Source organism: Pseudomonas sp. GW823-FHT04A03, from assembly GCF_058796615.1.
On sequence record NZ_JBXAIV010000007.1, the window covers coordinates 192578 to 211869 of the forward strand.

Here is a 19292-nt window from a genome sequence, read left to right on the forward strand (position 1 = left end):
ATTCCCCTAAGCCCTTTAATTAAATGAATTTTTTTCAAAAAGGATTTGACGACCTTCGGGTCGCTCTATACTATTCGTCGCACTTGTCGGGCACAGCCTAGCACTGGTTAAGAAGGTCGAACGAAATTACGGTTTCGAACGGCTGAAAAGCACTTAGTTTGTAGTCCTCCAAGGGTACAGCTAACAAGGCGCCCGTAGCTCAGCTGGATAGAGCATCCGCCTTCTAAGCGGATGGTCGCAGGTTCGAGTCCTGCCGGGTGCGCCATTAGGCAGCATTGGCACAAGTAGCGCGATATGGTGGGCGTAGCTCAGTTGGTAGAGCACGGGATTGTGACTCCCGTTGTCGTGGGTTCGATCCCCATCGTCCACCCCATATTTCGAAAGGCGCCAGATGTAACAGTCTGGCGCCTTTGCTTTAAAAAGCTTCATCCGCGGATGTGGTGGAATTGGTAGACACACTGGATTTAGGTTCCAGCGCCGCGAGGCGTAAGAGTTCGAGTCTCTTCATCCGCACCAATCAAAGCTTCATTCATGCCGTTGGCCGGATGAAGTTCTACAAAGAAGTTGTTTGGCTTCTTTGACACGCAATATGGTGGGCGTAGCTCAGTTGGTAGAGCACGGGATTGTGACTCCCGTTGTCGTGGGTTCGATCCCCATCGTCCACCCCATATTCCGAAAGGCGCCAGATTTAACAGTCTGGCGCCTTTTTTGTTTTACGGTTCGGATTTTGGCGGCTGCAGGTTTCGGGCCGCAGGGCAGGGCGCTTCGTCGTATTAATGTTGCTCGATGATGCTGCGCTGCCCGCCGGTCTTGCTTGCGAGGTCGGCTGTCAGGGAGATGATTCAACCGCCTCTATATATAGAAGAGGTTGGCGCAGAGCCCTGGCTTGAATTGGCTGTATTTGCTAACAGGGCGAGGCGCAACCGTTTGTCCCCGCCTTCAAATGGCCTGCTGTTTTTTTACCCGTTTTCAGTAGGGTGACTTCTTGAGTTTGACCTACTAGAATGCTTGCCCTTGATTCTTGGGTCGGAAACGGCCGGCTAACGTCTGTGCAACGAGGAATATCCATGCAAGTTTCTGTTGAAAATACTACTGCTCTTGAGCGCCGCATGAGCATCACCGTGCCGGCTGAGCAGATTGAGAGCCAGGTCAACAAGCGTCTGCAGCAGACTGCCCAGAAAGCCAAAATCGCTGGCTTCCGTCCAGGCAAAGTGCCAATGAGCGAAATCAAACGTCGTTTCGGTGCTGACGCACGTCAGGAAGCGATCGGCGACGTGATTCAAAAATCTTTCTACGAAGCTGTGGTTGAGCAGAAGCTGAACCCGGCCGGTTCGCCATCCATCGAGCCAAAATCGCTCGAAGCTGGCAAGGACCTGGAATACGTAGCCGTATTCGAAGTGTTCCCTGAGTTCACCGTTGCCGGCTTCGAAGGCATCACCGTCGAGCGTCTGAGCGCTGACGTGGCTGACGCCGATCTGGACAAGATGCTGGACATCCTGCGCAAGCAGAACACCCGTTTCGAAGTGGCCGATCGCGCTGCCCAGAACGAAGACCAGCTGAACATCGATTTCGTTGGCAAGGTTGACGGCGAAGTATTCGCTGGCGGTTCCGCCAAGGGCACTCAGCTGGTACTGGGTTCCGGCCGCATGATCCCTGGCTTCGAAGAAGGCTTGGTCGGCGCTAAAGCCGGCGAAGAGCGCGTTCTGAACCTGACCTTCCCAGAGGACTATCAGAACCTGGACCTGGCTGGCAAAACCGCCGAGTTCACCGTGACTGTAAACACCGTTTCCGAGCCAAAACTGCCTGAGCTGAACGAAGAGTTCTTCGCTCAATTCGGCATCAAGGAAAGCGGCATCGACGGTTTCCGCACCGAAGTTCGCAAGAACATGGAGCGTGAACTTCGTCAGGCGATCAAATCCAAGGTCAAGAATCAGGTAATGGACGGTCTGCTGGCCAGCAACCCGATCGAAGTGCCTAAGGCTCTGCTGTCCAACGAAGTTGACCGTCTGCGCGTGCAGGCTGTTCAGCAGTTCGGTGGCAACATCAAGCCAGACCAACTGCCGGCCGAGCTGTTCGAAGAGCAAGCCAAGCGTCGCGTTGTACTGGGTCTGATCGTGGCTGAAGTGGTCAAGCAGTTCGACCTGAAGCCAGACGAAGCCCGCGTTCGCGAAATGATCCAGGAAATGGCTTCGGCTTACCAAGAGCCTGAGCAGGTCGTGTCCTGGTACTACAAGAACGAGCAGCAACTGAACGAAGTTCGTTCGGTTGTGCTGGAAGAACAAGTTGTGGATACTGTTCTGCAGAAAGCTAGCGTGACCGACAAATCGGTCTCTTACGAAGAAGCGGTCAAGCCGGTAGAAGCTCCAAAAGCCGACTGATTGTTTTTGCGTTAGAAACACACACCATAAGCCAGCCTTCGAGCTGGCTTATGCGTATTCAAGACATGACTATTTGGGAGTGACTGCAGAGCATGTTCCGTAATTCCTATATTCAGCAGAACTCTGATATCCAGGCCGCCGGCGGCCTGGTCCCGATGGTTGTCGAGCAATCTGCTCGTGGCGAGCGCGCCTATGACATCTACTCGCGTCTTCTCAAGGAACGAGTAATCTTTCTGGTGGGTCCTGTAGAGGACTACATGGCCAACCTGATTTGCGCGCAATTGCTGTTCCTTGAAGCGGAAAACCCGGACAAGGACATCCATCTTTACATCAACTCCCCGGGCGGTTCGGTGACAGCGGGCATGTCGATCTACGACACCATGCAGTTCATCAAGCCAAACGTATCGACTACCTGTATCGGTCAGGCGTGCAGCATGGGCGCATTCCTGCTGACGGCCGGTGCACCCGGCAAGCGTTTCTGCCTGCCGAACTCGCGCGTGATGATTCACCAGCCACTGGGCGGTTTCCAGGGCCAGGCATCGGACATCGAAATCCATGCCAAGGAAATCCTCTTCATCCGCGAGCGTCTGAACACGCTGATGGCCAAGCACAGCGGCCGTACGCTTGAAGAAATCGAGCGCGACACCAACCGCGACAACTTCATGAGTGCAGAAGCTGCGAAGGAATACGGTCTGATCGACGAAGTGATCAACCAGCGCCCAGCTTAAATATAAGCAGCTCAAAATAGGCTTGGTCGGCGCGTCTGATCAGCGGCGGGCTTGAAAAAGCCCGCAATAGCCTTCATCTTGTGTTGCAAGCCTATCGGATTTGGATCGAACGAATGACTGACACCCGCAACGGCGAGGACAACGGCAAGCTGCTCTATTGCTCCTTCTGTGGCAAAAGCCAGCATGAAGTGCGCAAATTGATTGCCGGCCCCTCGGTCTTTATCTGCGACGAGTGCGTCGACCTGTGCAATGACATCATCCGCGAGGAGGTGCAGGAAGCACAGGCCGAAAGCAGCGCGCATAAATTGCCTTCGCCTAAAGAAATCAGCGGCATCCTTGATCAGTATGTAATTGGTCAGGAACGTGCCAAGAAGGTTCTGGCAGTAGCGGTGTACAACCACTACAAGCGTCTGAACCAGCGTGACAAAAAGGCTGACGACGTCGAACTCGGCAAGAGCAACATCCTGCTGATCGGCCCGACAGGCTCCGGTAAAACCCTGCTGGCCGAAACCCTGGCCCGCTTGCTGAACGTTCCGTTCACCATCGCCGACGCAACCACCCTCACCGAGGCGGGTTACGTGGGTGAAGACGTCGAGAACATCATTCAGAAGCTGCTGCAGAAGTGCGATTACGACGTAGAGAAAGCCCAGATGGGTATTGTCTACATCGACGAAATCGACAAGATTTCGCGCAAGTCCGACAACCCGTCGATCACCCGGGACGTTTCCGGTGAAGGCGTACAGCAGGCCTTGCTCAAACTGATCGAAGGCACGGTCGCTTCCGTTCCGCCGCAAGGTGGCCGCAAGCATCCGCAGCAGGAATTCCTTCAGGTTGATACCCGTAACATCCTGTTCATCTGCGGTGGCGCATTCTCCGGTCTGGAGAAGGTCATTCAGAACCGTTCCACCAAGGGTGGCATCGGTTTCAACGCAGAAGTGCGCAGCAAGGAAGAAGGCAAGAAAGTCGGTGAATCCCTGCGTGAAGTCGAGCCTGACGATCTGGTCAAGTTCGGTCTGATCCCGGAATTCGTCGGTCGTCTGCCGGTTCTTGCGACGCTGGACGAGCTGGATGAGGCTGCGCTGATGCAGATCCTCACCGAGCCGAAAAATGCCCTGACCAAACAGTATGCCAAGCTGTTCGAGATGGAAGGCGTGGATCTGGAATTCCGTTCCGACGCGCTGAAATCGGTCGCCAAGCGTGCCCTGGAGCGTAAAACCGGTGCCCGTGGCCTGCGTTCGATTCTCGAAGGTGTGCTGCTCGACACGATGTATGAAATCCCCTCGCAGTCCGAGGTGAGCAAAGTCGTGATCGATGAAAGCGTGATCGAAGGCAAGTCCAAGCCACTGTATATCTACGAGAACAGTGAGCCGGCTGCCAAGGCTGCACCGGACGCGTAAGCGCCCGGTCTGCCGGAACAAAGAAGGGGCCTTCGGGCCTCTTTTTTTTTATGTCGTTTTTTACATCCCCTTTGCGCTTGTTTTTTTTCAAGTCAGCCCCCATCTTGGTTTCAAGCTTAATTCCATCTGATTACGGCCATATGGCCGCCGTAGAGGCGAAATCATGAAGACCACCATCGAATTGCCTCTCCTGCCATTGCGTGATGTCGTTGTGTATCCGCACATGGTTATCCCGCTGTTCGTGGGGCGCGAGAAATCCATCGAAGCCCTCGAGGCCGCGATGACGGGCGACAAGCAGATCCTGCTGCTGGCCCAGAGAAACCCGGCTGACGACGATCCCGGTGAAGAAGCTCTCTATCGCGTAGGTACCATCGCCACTGTTCTGCAGCTGTTGAAGTTGCCGGATGGCACCGTCAAGGTTCTGGTCGAAGGCGAGCAGCGTGGCGCTGTCGAGCGCTTCAGCGAAGTCGATGGCCACTGCCGTGCCGAAGTCTCGTTGATCGACGAAGTCGACGCCGCCGAGCGCGAATCCGAAGTGTTCGTGCGCAGCCTGCTGTCGCAGTTCGAACAATATGTGCAGCTGGGCAAGAAAGTCCCGGCTGAAGTCCTGTCGTCGCTCAACAGCATCGACGAGCCTGGCCGCCTGGTAGACACCATGGCCGCGCACATGGCGCTGAAGATCGAGCAGAAGCAGGAAATCCTCGAAATCATCGATTTGTCGGCCCGGGTCGAGCACGTTCTGGCCTTGCTGGATGCCGAAATCGACCTGCTGCAAGTCGAAAAACGCATTCGTGGCCGCGTCAAAAAGCAAATGGAGCGCAGTCAGCGCGAGTACTACCTGAACGAGCAGATGAAGGCCATTCAGAAAGAACTCGGCGACAGCGACGAAGGCCACAACGAAATCGAAGACCTGAAGAAGCGTATCGACGCTGCCGGTCTGCCGAAAGATGCCCTGGCCAAGGCCACTGCCGAGCTGAACAAGCTCAAGCAAATGTCGCCGATGTCCGCCGAAGCCACCGTGGTGCGCTCGTACATCGACTGGCTGGTTCAGGTGCCGTGGAAGGCTCAGAGCAAAGTGCGTCTGGACCTGGCCCGTGCCGAAGACATTCTCGACGCCGATCACTATGGCCTCGAAGAGGTCAAGGAACGCATCCTTGAATACCTCGCCGTGCAGAAACGCGTGAAGAAAATCCGTGGCCCGGTGTTGTGCCTGGTCGGTCCTCCGGGCGTGGGTAAAACCTCGCTGGCCGAGTCGATCGCCCATGCCACCAACCGCAAATTCGTGCGCATGGCCCTCGGTGGCGTGCGTGATGAAGCGGAAATCCGTGGTCACCGTCGGACTTACATCGGTTCGATGCCAGGAAGATTGATTCAAAAGATGACAAAAGTGGGTGTGCGCAACCCGCTGTTCCTGCTCGATGAAATCGACAAAATGGGCAGCGACATGCGTGGCGACCCGGCGTCGGCGTTGCTGGAAGTGCTCGATCCTGAGCAGAACCACAACTTCAACGACCACTATCTGGAAGTCGATTACGACCTCTCGGACGTGATGTTCCTGTGCACCTCGAACTCGATGAACATTCCGCCGGCGCTGCTGGACCGGATGGAAGTCATCCGTCTGCCGGGTTACACCGAAGACGAGAAGATCAACATCGCGGTCAAGTACCTGTCGCCGAAGCAGATTGCAGCCAACGGCCTGAAGAAGGGCGAGCTGGAATTCGACGAAGAAGCGATCCGCGACATCATCCGTTACTACACCCGCGAAGCCGGTGTCCGTGGCCTCGAGCGGCAGATTGCCAAGGTCTGCCGCAAGGCGGTCAAAGAGCACGCGCTGGAAAAACGCTTCTCGGTAAAAGTGACAGCTGATCTGCTGGAACATTTCCTCGGTGTTCGCAAGTTCCGCTACGGTCTGGCCGAGCAACAGGACCAGATTGGTCAAGTGACCGGCCTGGCCTGGACTCAGGTGGGCGGCGAACTGCTGACCATCGAAGCCGCTGTGGTGCCGGGCAAAGGTCAGCTGATCAAGACCGGTTCGCTGGGTGACGTAATGGTCGAATCGATCACTGCGGCCCTGACCGTGGTGCGCAGCCGTGCCAAGAGCCTGGGCATTCCCCTGGACTTCCACGAGAAGCGCGACACGCATATCCACATGCCGGAAGGTGCTACGCCGAAAGACGGCCCGAGCGCCGGTGTAGGCATGTGTACTGCGCTGGTGTCGGCGTTGACGGGTATTCCCGTGCGTGCCGATGTCGCCATGACCGGCGAGATCACCCTGCGTGGTCAAGTCCTCGCCATTGGCGGTCTGAAGGAAAAACTGCTGGCCGCTCACCGTGGCGGAATCAAGACAGTGATTATTCCGGAAGAGAACGTGCGCGACCTGAAGGAGATTCCTGACAATATCAAGCAGGATCTGCAGATCAAACCGGTTAAATGGATTGACGAGGTCCTGCAAATTGCGCTGCAATACGCGCCGGAGCCCTTGCCGGATGTGGCTCCGGAGATAGTTGCCAAGGACGAAAAACGTGAGTCTGACTCTAAGGAAAGAATTAGCACGCATTAATACGCTTTTGCCTGGGGGGCTTCCTTGACAGCTTTTTAGAGCCCTTGTTATAAAGCGGCTCTTAAGTGTCTGTAGGCCATTCAGCACTCGTTTTTGCTTTCACCAAAAAACTTAGAATCATACTCAAATAGATATAAGGGGACTTAGAGTGAACAAGTCGGAACTGATTGATGCTATCGCTGCATCCGCTGATATCCCGAAAGCTGCTGCTGGCCGTGCGCTGGACGCTGTAATCGAATCCGTCACTGGCGCTCTCAAGGCTGGCGACTCCGTTGTTCTGGTTGGTTTCGGTACTTTCTCCGTGACTGATCGTCCAGCTCGCATCGGTCGTAACCCACAGACCGGCAAGACTCTGGAAATCGCGGCAGCCAAAAAGCCAGGTTTCAAAGCCGGTAAAGCCCTGAAAGAAGCCGTCAACTAAGTTTGATTCAGGTTTTTACCCATCCGGGTCGGGGTCATGCCTGACTTGGCAGCGGAGCGGTAGAGCAGGCGGTTGGAATAGCTGCCTGTCACACCGGGATCGAGGGTTCGAGCCCTGTCCGCTCCGCCAGTTACGAGAAGGCGCATCCTCGGATGCGCCTTTCTTCTATCCGGATTCTACCCACGCTCCACGGTTGCCTAATTTTGAAGTTCAACCGTTTCTGGGGGACGCATGCTGCAGAATATCAGGGACAATTCACAAGGCTGGATTGCCAAGACCATTATCGGAGTCATCGTTGCACTGATGGCTCTGACCGGTTTCGACGCCATTTTCCAGGCCACGACTCACAAGAATGAGGCGGCCAAGGTCAACGGTGAAGAAATCAGCCAGAACGAGCTGAGCCAGGCGGTGGATATGCAACGCCGTCAGCTGATGCAACAACTGGGCAAGGATTTCGACGCTTCCTTGCTGGACGAAAAAATGCTGCGCGAATCGGCCCTCAAGGGTCTGATCGATCGCAAGCTGCTGCTGCAAGGCGCAGAACAATCGAAATTCGCTTTCTCCGAAGCGGCCCTGGACCAAGTGATCCTGCAGACGCCTGAATTCCAGGTCGACGGCAAGTTCAGCTCCGACCGTTTCGATCAGGTGATCCGTCAACTGGGCTACAGCCGCATGCAGTTCCGCCAGATGCTGGCTCAGGAAATGCTGATCGGCCAACTGCGCGCCGGTGTGGCGGGCAGCGGTTTCGTGACCGACGCTCAGGTGCTGGCCTTCGCCCGTCTGGAAAAACAGACCCGCGATTTCGCCACGCTGAACATCAAGGCTGACCCTTCGGCCGTCAAGCTGACCGATGACGAGGTCAAGGCTTACTACGACGAGCACGCCAAGGAATTCATGACCCCGGATCAAGTGGTCATCGATTACCTGGAGCTGAAGAAGGCTTCGTTCTTCGATCAGGTCGCCGTCAAGGACGAAGACCTGCAGGCGGCGTATCAGAAAGAGATCGCCAACCTGTCGGAACAGCGTCGTGCGGCGCACATTCTGATCGAAGTCAACGACAAGACCACCGAAGCTCAGGCCAAGGCGAAGATCGAAGAAGTCCAGGCGCGTCTGGCCAAGGGCGAGAAATTCGAAGCGCTGGCCAAGGAGTTCTCGCAGGATCCGGGTTCTGCCAACAACGGCGGTGACCTGGGTTATGCCGGTCCTGGCGTTTACGATCCAGCCTTCGAGAAAGCCCTGTACTCGCTGAACAAGGATCAGGTTTCCGAGCCGGTTCGCACCGACTTCGGTTTCCACCTGATCAAGCTGCTGGGTGTCGAGGCGCCTGAAGTGCCGACTCTGGCCAGCCTGAAAGACAAGCTGACCCGCGAGCTGAAAACCCAGCAAGTCGAGCAGCGTTTCGTCGAGGCGACCAAGCAACTGGAAGACTCGTCTTTCGAAGCATCCGACCTGGCCCAGCCAGCGCAGGACCTGAAACTGACCGTGCACACCTCCAAGCCGTTCGGCCGTGAAGGTGGCGAAGGCGTTGCAGCCAACCGTGCCGTTGTGACTGCCGCGTTCAGCACCGAAGTGCTGGAAGAGGGTGCCAACAGCACCGCTATCGAACTGGATCCGGAAACCGTGATCGTGCTGCGCGCCAAGGAGCACCTGAAGCCTGCTCAACTGCCGTTGGAAAGCGTGGCCACCGCCATTCGCGCCCAGTTGACCAAAGAGCATGCCAGCGCTGCTGCCAAAACTCACGCCGAGCAGATGATCGCCAGTCTGCGTGATGGCAAGACGCCGCTGGACAAGGCTGTCGACGGTCAGAGCTGGAAAGTCACTGAAGCGGCGAACCGCGCTCAGGAAGGCGTTGATCCGGCAGTGCTGCAAGCGTTGTTCCGCATGCCGAAACCGGCCGCCAAGGACAAGCCGACCTTCACCAGCGTGACGCTGGCGGATGGCAGCCTGACCATCGTGCGCCTGAACGGTGTGAACGAAGCGGCGGCTCCGACCGATGAAGAGAAAGCGCAATACCGTCGCTTCCTCGCATCGCGTGTGGGCCAGCAGGACTTCGCGGCATACCGCAAGCAGCTGGAAGCCGAAGCCGACATCAAGCGTTTCTGATGCCTGGCTGAGCCGCAAGACCCGAGCCCCGGATGAAAATCCGGGGCTTTTTCATGCGCGCTATCCGACGTTCGGGAAACCATGGCTCCGGGCATTGATGGTCGCATACAGGGTCAGCAGCAACAGACCCGCGACCATCCACGGGTAAGTCCCGACGCCCAAGTTGTTCAGCAGCAGACCACCCGCAAGCCCGCCGCCGGCAATGCCGACATTCCACAGGGTCACCAGCATCGATTGCGCGGTGTCGGCAGCCTCCCTGGCGGTTTTCGCCAGAGCCGTCTGCAACAGCGAGGGCATCGCGCCGAACGCCAGACCCCAGACGGCAGTGGCGGTGTAGACCACGCCCGGCGATTCGCGCCACAGACCCAGTGCAATCGCCGACAGAAGGAACAGCGCGGCACTGACCAGAACCAATTGACGCAGCCAGCGATCAATCAGGCTGCCGACGATCCACAGGCTCAGCACCGACGCCAGGCCGAATACCAGCAACACCCGGTCGATTTCTGCGCCAAGTCCTGATGGCTCCAGAAATGGCGCGATGTAGGTGTACAACAGGTTGTGCGCGACGACGTAGGACAAAGTCACAAACAACACGGATCGCACGCCCGGCAAGGTAAACACCTGACGCAGTGGCAGGCGTTTTTCGGCGCGTTCACCGGCAAAGTCCGGCACTTGCCAACGCACCCAGATCACCAGCAGCACGGTCAGCCCGGTCATGATCGCGAAGCTCAGACGCCAACCGACGGCCGTGCCCAGCAAGGTGCCGGCGGGGATGCCCAGTGACAGCGCAAGGGGCGCCCCGAGCATGGCCACCGTAATCGCCCGGCCTTGTAGGTGCGGTGCGACCATCCGGCTCGCGTACCCCGCCAGCAAAGCCCAGAGCAGCCCGGCGAATACGCCCGCGATCAAGCGTGCAATCAGGGTCAGCCAGTACAGCTCCGACAGCGCAGTGATGCTGTTGGCGATGGCAAATCCACCAATGGCCGACAGCAGCAGCGGGCGTCGACGCCAACCCCGGGTGGCGATGGTGAGTGGAATTGCTGCCAGCATCGAACCGACGGCGTACAGCGTGACCAGTTGCCCGATCAGTGCCGGAGAGACATCAAGCCCAGCGCTCATCTGCGGCAACAGGCCGGCGGGCATCGCTTCGGTCAGCACGGTGATGAATCCGGCGGTGGCCAGAGCGAGCAGTGCGCCCAGCGGTAATCGTTCTGCGGGCTCGACGGTGCCGGCGAGCGAGGGGGAAGTGAGTGGCGCATCGTTCATGGGCGGGTTTCCATTTTGCCAAAGGAGACGAAGGCCATAGGGTAGGGCGCTGTACATTCGGGAAAAACAGGTTAGGGTTCCGAACATCTCGGACAAAAATGTCGCGAATCAGGGAGGGACGAATGGACAGTCTGGGCAGTATTTCGGTGTTCGTGCAGGTGGCGGAAACCCGCAGTTTTACCGAGGCCGGCCGCTTGCAGGGCGTGTCTTCGTCGGCGGTCGGCAAAAGCATCGCCCGCCTGGAAGCACGGCTCAATGTGCGCTTGTTTCATCGCACCACCCGCAGCATTACGCTGACCAGCGAAGGCGCGCTGTTTCTTGAACGTTGCCGCAAGATCCTCGCGGAGGTCGAAGCGGCTGAATTTGAAATGTGCGATGCCGCAGCGGCGCCTCACGGCAAGTTGCGGGTCAGCCTGCCGCAGGTGCATGAGCTGGTGATGCCAGTCATGAATGAATTCATGGCGCTGTACCCGCAGATCGAACTGGATCTGGACCTGACCGATCGCATGGTGGATGTGGTTGAAGAAGGCTTCGACGCGGTAATCCGAACGGGTAAACCGAGAGACTCGCGATTGATGGCACGACCGTTGGGCGAGTTTCACATGGTGTTGGTGGCCAGCCCCGCCTACTTGCGCGAGCGCGGCGAGCCGCAGACCCCGGCCGATCTGGCGGAGCACGTCTGCCTGCGCCATACGTTTCACGCGACCGGCAAGCTGGAGCCTTGGCCGCTGAAGCGCGAGGAGGGCGCGCCCGAGCCGACCTTGCCGACACGTTTGGTCAGTACGTCGATCGAAGCCGTGCGGCATGCAGCACTGGCGGGCATGGGCATCGCCTGTCTGCCGGACTTCATGATCTTCGAGGCGCAGCAGCAGGGCCGCTTGCAGCGCGTGCTGGATGAGCATCTGGAGCACGTCGGGCAGTTCTGGGTCCTGTGGCCGTCGAGCCGGCACGCAACCGCCAAATTGCGCGTGTTCGTCGATCATTTATCGACGCGACTTTTTCCTGCCACTGAAGGTCAATAGAGTTGTAACTGTTTTAAGACACTAATCCATACGCCGCGGGGCAGCGATCTGTTGCACAATACGCCCCGGACCGTTTTCCCCTCAGGATGTTTAATGTTGAATTCTATTCCCGTGCGTTTCATCGGGTTGGCGTTGTTGCTGACCGCCGCTGCCGGCTGCTCCAAGGACAAGCCCATCTACGAGCATGAGAATTTCGACGACTCCGGCACCTTTTCGCGCAATTACCCGGTGACCGACACCGCCAGTTGCGAAGCGGCCCGCCGAGCGTTGCTCAGCCAGGGCTACATCATTACCAGCAATGACCCGAAACTGGTCAGCGGGCACAAGAGCTTCCAGCAGACCGGCGAAACCCACCTGGAGATCAGCTTCAACGTGGTGTGCGCCGATGATGGCAGCGCCGGCCATCACGCCACCGTGTTCGCCAACGCCTTGCAGGACCGCTACGCGCTGAAGAAGACCAACAACTCGGCCAGCCTCGGGGTTGGCGTGTTGGGCTCGGTGTCGATGCCGATCGGCTCGTCTGACGATTCGATGGTCAAGGTGGCCAGCGAAACCGTGTCCTCGCAGAAGTTCTACGAGCGTTTCTTCACGCTGGTCGAGCTGTTCCTGCCGGCCGATGCGAAGAAAGCCGCGCACATCACTGAAAAACCGAAGACCGATCTGGGTGTGCCGGAAGCCAAGGCTGCGCCGGCTCCATTGGCTCCAGCCCCTGCGGCTGAACCGACCCCGGCCCCAGCGCCGGCCGCCGAGCCCGCTGCGGCACCGACGCCAGCGCCTGCAGAAGCGACCCCGGCCAGTTCCGAGCCGGTAGCACCGCCGGCTGAAGCTGCACCGATCACCCCGGCACCGGTTGTCGAGCCTGCGCCCGCGACGGAAACCATCACGCCGCCGGCCAACCCGACGGACATCCCGCCGCCCTCCGAGCCGATTCCGGCCATGCCTGCCTCCGGGCAGTGAACTTTACGCCACGCCTCCGACCCCTGTCGGACGTGTGGCGTTTTGTTGTCTCCCTTGAGCTTCTTCCTGCCAGCCCCGTCGAGAAATTTCCCGCGATAAATTCCTGACCGCCTGCTACGTTTAGTTCATGAAGGCCGTGTTTCATTTTTCCTTCATACGGGCACTTTATGCTCGAGGCACTGGTCATTTGTTCCAGGCCATTTCAAGCAAGCAGTAGGGGGATTACGCAATGGATGACTATCAAGAAGAACTGCTCGAATTCCAGGCTTACGAACTGGATTCTCCAGAGCCTGCGGAAGACGCCACCGAGCTGTGACGCGTCAGCCTGTCTTGCGGTGACTGCGGCGAAATTCGCCCGGCGTCTGGCCGTTCCAGCGCTTGAAGGCGCGCTGGAAAGCTTCGGCCGAGGCAAAGCCCAGCAGGTAGGCAATTTCACCGAATGCCAGTTCGGTGTCGCGGATGTAGGTCATCGCCAGATCACGACGGGTGTCATTGAGGATCGCGCGAAATTGCGTGCCTTCCTCGGCCAGCTTTCGTCGTAACGTCCAGGTTGGCAGCTTCAGGCGTGCCGCCACTTCTTCCAGGTCCGGTTCCCGGCCGCCATTGAGCAACGGCCCGAGCAATTGCGTGATACGTTCGCGCAGGCTGCGGGTGCGGGTCAGTTGTTCCAGTTCCCGTTCACACAAACCGAGCAAATGTTTCCAGGTGCTGGGGCAGTGCTCCGGGTTGCGTTGGGCCAGGCTGGTGAGGCTCAGACGCAATTGATTGTGTTCGGCGCCGAACTGTATCGGGCAATCGCCCAGCACCGCATAAGCGTCGCGATAATCCGGGCTATCGAATTCGATCTCGATCCGCTCGGCGCGCAAGGGCTCGGGGCTGACGCTGGACAACTGATGCAACCAGCCGGCGATGATCGAATCCACCACAAAGCGGTTGTAGGCGTTGTACGGGCTGATTGAGTAGAACCGCAGCCACGCACCGCTGGCATCCTCGTGGAAACTCGACTGGCCGCGATAGTTGGAGCCGTACAAGGGTTCGAAGCGAGTCAGGCAGCGAGCGGCCTCGCGCACCGTCGGGGCCTGCGCGGCGGTCACACCGGCCAGCCCGGCCTGACTCAATCGGCTGAGCCGGCCCATGCGCAACCCCAGTGCCGGATCGCCGGTCAGCTGGATCGCGCCATGCCCCAGGCGCATGTAGCGCGGGATCGACAGGCGCGCCCCGGCTTCGGCCAGCCGTGCGGCATCCAGGCCGTACTGTTCGAGCAATGGCAGCGGATCGACGTCATGGCTGCGCACGGCATCGGCCAGGCTGTGGACGAAGCCCACTGACAGATCCCCGAGACGCATCGGCTGCGGTTTCATGGGTTACAACCAGAGGTTCAGCAGGCGCGCGCCACGGGCTTCGCTGTCAGCGAATTGCTGGCCGTTGCTGCTGAGGAAGCTCTGCCCGGAACTCGGTTTGTCCCAGAACTGCCCGCGCAGAAACACACTCATGCCGGCCAGCGCCTTGCTGGCCGACAGTTGCGCGGTCAGGGTCAATTGGTGCCAGGCCTGGCCTTCACTGACTGCTCCCGGTTTCAGGCTGATCGAGTCTGGCACGCTCAAGCCTTTGTAGCCCCGCCAGGGTTGATCCCACGCGCCATGACCCGCGACGAACGCGGGCACCGCGATCAGTTGCGCGCCTTGTTCGTCGAGTTTGCGGTAGTTGTCCGGATACCAGCTGTCACTGCCGATGAGCACGCCGAGGCGCCCGGCCGGGGTATCGACCACATTGACCCGGGAAGTCTCGCGGGTGTCGGATGCGTCAGCCTGATCCAGGATCGGGCGCATCTGCCGTTGTGGCTGGCCGAGCGGGGCACCATCGCGGCCAAACACTACGGTGCTGTTGTACAGCGCACCACTGCCGGCCTTGAGCCGGCCATCGATGATGTTCGGTTCAGGCAATACGATCGAGCCGGCAACCAGGGTGATGTGGAATTCCTTGGCCAGGCCACCGAACAGCGCCTGATAGTTCTTGGCCATGTCCCGGGATTTCATCCGCAGATGTGCGTCATCCAGACGACTGCTGCCCTTGGCGGTGAGCCAGGCGCGAGCAAATTGTACCGGGTTGCTCGCCGCCAGCCAGTTCATCGCCTCGGCGAGGGTGGCGGCTTGGTACAGCTCGTCTTTCTCGCCGCTGATCATCAGCCAGGTGCCGACATGCTCCGGCAGGATGACCACGGTTTTATCATTCAACAGCCCCTGATCCTGCGCCTGCTGCAAGTAGGCGGCGAGCTTGCGGTGCAGGCGTTCGGGGCTTTGGTAGTCGGTGGGGAACAGCTCGGGCTGGATGCCCAGCAGGTTGCCATGGTCGGCGGGCGTGCCCTGATCGACCGCGAGTTTGATCCGCAGGTCCGACAGGTAATGACCGGCCGGGCGGTCAGCCGCCCACATGGCGTAGAAGGTAAGCGCGGCGATGAGCGCCATGGAAAAAGTCAGGTACAGAAGTTTGCGCATGAAATCCAACAACAACCGGGTACAGGGTGTGCGGACAGGGTAGGGCGCCAGCTCCGGCTTGCCAAGGGGCGCTGCGCATTTGGATCAATAACTTGTCAGTTACGGTCATTGAGTGACAGCGATTCGACTCCTAATCTGTCGAACATGACTGACGGGGGACGCAGAGCTCCCGCATTTTCCGTGATCGCTCGCTGTGGAGTTAACGATGACCGCCACTCAATACCCGCACCTGTTGGCCCCGCTGGACCTGGGATTCACCACGTTGCGCAACCGCACCCTGATGGGCTCGATGCACACCGGCCTTGAAGAGAAGCCGGGTGGTTTCGAACGCATGGCGGCGTACTTCGCCGAGCGTGCCCGTGGCGGCGTCGGCCTGATGGTCACCGGCGGTATCGGCCCGAACGACGAGGGCGGTGTGTATTCCGGCGCGGCCAAGCTGACCACCGAGGAAGAAGCGCTCAAACACCGCATCGTGACGCGCGCCGTGCATGATGCGGGCGGCAAGATCTGCATGCAGATCCTCCACGCCGGCCGTTATGCCTACAGCCCGAAACAGGTCGCGCCGAGCGCCATTCAGGCGCCGATCAACCCGTTCAAGCCCAAAGAGCTGGACGAGGAAGGCATCGAGAAACAGATCAGCGATTTCGTCACCTGCTCGGTACTGGCCCAGACCGCCGAGTACGACGGTGTGGAAATCATGGGCTCGGAAGGTTATTTCATTAACCAGTTCCTCGCCGCCCACACCAACCACCGCACCGACCGTTGGGGCGGCAGCTACGAAAACCGCATGCGCCTGCCGGTGGAAATCGTTCGCCGCGTACGTGAAGCGGTCGGCCCGAACTTCATCATCATCTTTCGCCTGTCGATGCTCGATTTGGTGGAAGGCGGCAGCACCTGGGAAGAGATCGTCACCCTGGCCAAAGCCATCGAGCAGGCCGGCGCGACCATCATCAACACCGGTATCGGCTGGCACGAAGCGCGGATCCCGACCATCGCCACCAAAGTGCCGCGTGCGGCGTTCAGCAAGGTCACGGCCAAGCTGCGTGGCTCGGTGAACATTCCGCTGATCACCACCAACCGCATTAACACTCCGGAAGTCGCCGAGCAGATCCTCGCCGAGGGCGATGCCGACATGGTTTCGATGGCGCGCCCGTTCCTCGCCGACCCGGACTTCGTCAACAAGGCTGCTGAAGGCCGCGCTGACGAAATCAACACCTGCATCGGTTGCAACCAGGCCTGCCTCGATCACACTTTCGGCGGCAAGCTCACCAGCTGCCTGGTCAACCCGCGTGCCTGCCACGAGACCGAACTCAACTACCTGCCGGTCAAGCAGATCAAGAAAATCGCCGTGGTCGGTGCCGGTCCTGCCGGTCTGTCCGCCGCCACCGTGGCCGCCGAGCGCGGGCATCAGGTGACGCTGTTCGATTCGGCCAGCGAGATCGGTGGTCAGTTCAACGTCGCCAAACGTGTGCCGGGCAAGGAAGAGTTCTACGAAACCCTGCGTTACTTCAAACGCAAACTGCAGACCACCAACGTCGAGGTGTGCCTGAACACCCGCGTTGACGTGGCGAAACTGGTAGAAGGCGGTTACGACGAAGTCATTCTGGCGACCGGTATTGCACCGCGTCTGCCGGCGATTCCGGGTGTCGAGAACGCCAAAGTGCTGAGCTATCTGGATGTGCTGCTCGAGCGCAAACCGGTCGGCAAGCGTGTGGCGGTGATCGGCGCTGGCGGTATCGGTTTCGACGTGTCGGAATTCCTCGTCCATGAAGGCGTGGCCACCAGTCAGGATCGCGCTGCGTTCTGGAAAGAGTGGGGCATCGACACGAACCTGGAAGCCCGTGGTGGCGTGGCCGGGATCAAGGCTGCACCGCACGCACCGGCCCGTGACGTGTTCCTGCTGCAACGCAAGAAGTCCAAGGTCGGCGACGGTCTGGGCAAGACCACCGGCTGGATTCACCGCACCGGTCTGAAGAACAAGCAGGTGCAGATGCTCAACAGCGTCGAGTACCTGAAGATCGACGACGAAGGCCTGCACATCCGCATCGGCGAAACCGGCGAGCCGCAAGTGCTGTCGGTGGACAACATCGTCATCTGCGCCGGCCAGGATCCGTTGCGCGAGCTGCACGACGGGCTGGTCGCAGCCGGGCAGAACGTGCACCTAATCGGCGGCGCCGATGTGGCGGCCGAGCTGGATGCCAAACGCGCGATCAATCAGGGATCGCGTCTGGCCGCCGAGCTGTAATGCTGCAACCAGGTTCAGCGTGCCGATGACCATCGCGAGCAAGCTCGCTCCCACAGGTTTTGCGTCGTTCACAGATGTTGTGAGCTCAGCAGACCTTGTGGGAGCGAGCTTGCTCGCGATGGCGTCCTTTGAGCGACTAGAATGCTGGCTCTGTCCAGAATGAAAAGTCGCCATGTTTCTGCCTCCCACCGACTGGCTACCTCAAGCCCCCCTCGAACCGCTTCATCTGGACTGGCTCACCGCCGCCGGCATTGAAGTCGCGATCCTACGTCTCGACCGGATCGATCCGCTGATCAGCGGCAACAAGTGGTTCAAACTCGTCGAACACCTGAAGGTCGCCGACCGCGCGGGTGCCGAAGGCATCATCAGCCTGGGCGGTGCGCATTCCAATCATCTGCATGCACTGGCGGCTGCGGGCAAACGCCTGGGATTCGCAACGGTCGGGCTGTTGCGCGGGCATCCGCAGGACACGCCGACGGTCAGGGATCTGCAGGATTTCGGCATGCAGTTGCACTGGCTCGGATTTGGCGGTTATCGGGCGCGGCACGAGCCGGGGTTCTGGCAACCGTGGCAAGCGCAATACCCGACGCTGCATCCGGTGCCTGAAGGGGGCGGCGGTTTGCCGGGCGCGCAGGGTTGCGCGTCATTGAAGGAGCAGGTCATTAACCAACTCGGGAAGCTCGGCTGGGACGACTACCACGGTTGGTGGCTGGCCTGTGGCACGGGCACCACGCTCGCGGGATTGGTGTTGGCCGAGGCCGGACAACATGCGGTGTACGGCGCAATGGCCGTGCCCGACGATCACGGCGTCGCGGCGAATGTCGAGGCGATTGTGGGCAAGGCTGGAGGCTACGAGCTGATCGACGCCAGCCGTGGCGGTTTCGCCAAGGTCGATCCGGCGCTGCTTGAATTCATCGCGCAAACCGAACAGGCCAGCGGCATTCCCCTCGAGCCGCTGTACACCGGCAAAGCCTTGCTGGCGCTCAAACAACAGATCGAGGCGGGCCGCTTTGCCCGGGGTTTGCGCTTGATCTTCATCCACACCGGCGGCTTGCAGGGCCGGCGCGGCTTCGACGGTTAACCCTGGCTGCGCTTGGGCATCATCCGCAGCAGCGTGTTATCGCGCACCACGTAATGGTGATAGATCCCCGCCAGCGCATGCAGGCCGATCAGCCAGTAGCCGACGGTGCTGATCAGTACGTGCCAGTGCTCAACGTCTTTGGCGAACACCTTGTCTTCACTCACCAGCAACGGCAGGTCGAAACCGTAGAACATCACCTGATGACCTTCAGCGCTGGTGATCAGCCAGCCGAGAATCGGCATGCTGATCATGAACAGGTACAAGGCCCAGTGCATCAAGCGCGCGAGGGTGGTTTGCCATTGCGGCGAAGCGGGGAAGATTTTCGGCGCCGGGCCCAGGCTGCGGGCGAACAGGCGAAACCAGACCAGCACGAATACGGTCAGCCCGAGCATGTAATGCACTTCGCGGATCAGCGTGCGACCGCCGCTGCCCTTGGGAAACAGCCCGCGCAATTCCATGCTGGCGTACACCAGCACCAACAGCACCAGCATCAGCCAGTGCAACAGGATCGACACGGTGCTGTAACGGGATTCGGAATTTGTCCACGGCATACGGCGTTCCTCACGGTTCAGGGCTCAAGCGTACCGTTCTGCGACGGCATGCCTTAACTGTAATCCCCTTTGGCGCGTTTGCCCGAGG

General features: G+C 59.4%; 14 protein-coding genes and 4 tRNA genes. 14 read left to right on the forward strand and 4 right to left on the reverse strand.

Annotation, left to right across the window (positions count from 1 at the left end):
• Positions 1 to 188 precede the first annotated feature (188 nt).
• From AC1Q9F_RS19005 to AC1Q9F_RS19050, 10 genes are all read left to right on the forward strand, one after another.
• Positions 189 to 265: transfer RNA gene (locus tag AC1Q9F_RS19005), tRNA-Arg, on the forward strand.
• Between the two features lie 32 nt (positions 266 to 297).
• Positions 298 to 373, forward strand: a tRNA-His gene (locus AC1Q9F_RS19010).
• A 58-nt stretch (positions 374 to 431) separates the two neighbouring features.
• A tRNA-Leu gene (locus AC1Q9F_RS19015) sits at positions 432 to 516 on the forward strand.
• A gap of 76 nt (positions 517 to 592) precedes the next feature.
• Positions 593 to 668, forward strand: a tRNA-His gene (locus AC1Q9F_RS19020).
• A 399-nt stretch (positions 669 to 1067) separates the two neighbouring features.
• Positions 1068 to 2378, forward strand: a complete 1311-nt coding sequence (tig, locus tag AC1Q9F_RS19025; protein ID WP_492620633.1) for a trigger factor — start codon at positions 1068 to 1070, stop codon at positions 2376 to 2378.
• Between the two features lie 92 nt (positions 2379 to 2470).
• On the forward strand, positions 2471 to 3106 hold the full coding sequence (gene clpP, locus AC1Q9F_RS19030; RefSeq protein WP_007951559.1) for an ATP-dependent Clp endopeptidase proteolytic subunit ClpP: 636 nt from the start codon (positions 2471 to 2473) through the stop codon (positions 3104 to 3106).
• Positions 3107 to 3219: 113 nt separating this feature from the next.
• Complete coding sequence (clpX, locus tag AC1Q9F_RS19035; protein WP_007951558.1) at positions 3220 to 4503, forward strand: ATP-dependent Clp protease ATP-binding subunit ClpX; 1284 nt, start codon at positions 3220 to 3222, stop codon at positions 4501 to 4503.
• 163 nt (positions 4504 to 4666) lie between these two features.
• Positions 4667 to 7063 (forward strand): endopeptidase La, encoded by a 2397-nt coding sequence (lon, locus tag AC1Q9F_RS19040; RefSeq protein WP_007951557.1) that lies wholly within the window; start codon positions 4667 to 4669, stop codon positions 7061 to 7063.
• Positions 7064 to 7211: 148 nt separating this feature from the next.
• Positions 7212 to 7484 carry an HU family DNA-binding protein gene (locus tag AC1Q9F_RS19045; RefSeq protein WP_002552737.1) on the forward strand — a complete coding sequence of 91 codons (273 nt, stop codon included), beginning with the start codon at positions 7212 to 7214 and terminating at the stop codon, positions 7482 to 7484.
• Between the two features lie 231 nt (positions 7485 to 7715).
• Positions 7716 to 9587 (forward strand): SurA N-terminal domain-containing protein, encoded by a 1872-nt coding sequence (locus AC1Q9F_RS19050; protein WP_492620634.1) that lies wholly within the window; start codon positions 7716 to 7718, stop codon positions 9585 to 9587.
• Positions 9588 to 9647: 60 nt separating this feature from the next.
• Here the strand turns inward: AC1Q9F_RS19050 and AC1Q9F_RS19055 are convergent, their stop codons facing one another.
• Complete coding sequence (locus tag AC1Q9F_RS19055; RefSeq protein ID WP_492620635.1) at positions 9648 to 10853, reverse strand: MFS transporter; 1206 nt, start codon at positions 10851 to 10853, stop codon at positions 9648 to 9650.
• Positions 10854 to 10975: 122 nt separating this feature from the next.
• On the opposite strand from AC1Q9F_RS19055, the gene AC1Q9F_RS19060 reads away from it, so the two are divergent.
• The gene (locus tag AC1Q9F_RS19060; protein WP_492620636.1) at positions 10976 to 11875 is read left to right on the forward strand and encodes a LysR family transcriptional regulator; all 900 of its coding nucleotides are present in this window, start codon (positions 10976 to 10978) and stop codon (positions 11873 to 11875) included.
• Positions 11876 to 11968: 93 nt separating this feature from the next.
• Positions 11969 to 12832, forward strand: a complete 864-nt coding sequence (locus tag AC1Q9F_RS19065) for a DUF2242 domain-containing protein (protein WP_492620637.1) — start codon at positions 11969 to 11971, stop codon at positions 12830 to 12832.
• 320 nt (positions 12833 to 13152) lie between these two features.
• Here the strand turns inward: AC1Q9F_RS19065 and AC1Q9F_RS19070 are convergent, their stop codons facing one another.
• Entirely contained in the window at positions 13153 to 14193 is a 1041-nt protein-coding gene (locus tag AC1Q9F_RS19070) for an AraC family transcriptional regulator (RefSeq protein WP_492620638.1), read from the reverse strand.
• 3 nt (positions 14194 to 14196) lie between these two features.
• On the reverse strand, positions 14197 to 15327 hold the full coding sequence (locus tag AC1Q9F_RS19075) for a nitrilase-related carbon-nitrogen hydrolase (RefSeq protein WP_492620639.1): 1131 nt from the start codon (positions 15325 to 15327) through the stop codon (positions 14197 to 14199).
• Positions 15328 to 15532: 205 nt separating this feature from the next.
• On the opposite strand from AC1Q9F_RS19075, the gene AC1Q9F_RS19080 reads away from it, so the two are divergent.
• Together AC1Q9F_RS19080 and AC1Q9F_RS19085 are read left to right on the forward strand one after the other, a co-directional pair.
• Positions 15533 to 17572, forward strand: a complete 2040-nt coding sequence (locus tag AC1Q9F_RS19080) for a 2,4-dienoyl-CoA reductase FMN-binding domain-containing protein (protein WP_492620640.1) — start codon at positions 15533 to 15535, stop codon at positions 17570 to 17572.
• A 172-nt stretch (positions 17573 to 17744) separates the two neighbouring features.
• Positions 17745 to 18653: a 1-aminocyclopropane-1-carboxylate deaminase/D-cysteine desulfhydrase gene (locus AC1Q9F_RS19085; RefSeq protein WP_492620641.1), complete on the forward strand. Its 909-nt coding sequence runs from the start codon at positions 17745 to 17747 to the stop codon at positions 18651 to 18653.
• On the opposite strand, the gene AC1Q9F_RS19090 is transcribed toward AC1Q9F_RS19085, so the two are convergent.
• The gene (locus tag AC1Q9F_RS19090) at positions 18650 to 19204 is read right to left on the reverse strand and encodes a cytochrome b (RefSeq protein ID WP_207983285.1); all 555 of its coding nucleotides are present in this window, start codon (positions 19202 to 19204) and stop codon (positions 18650 to 18652) included. The genes AC1Q9F_RS19085 and AC1Q9F_RS19090 overlap by 4 nt on opposite strands.
• Between the last annotated feature and the right edge of the window lie 88 nt (positions 19205 to 19292).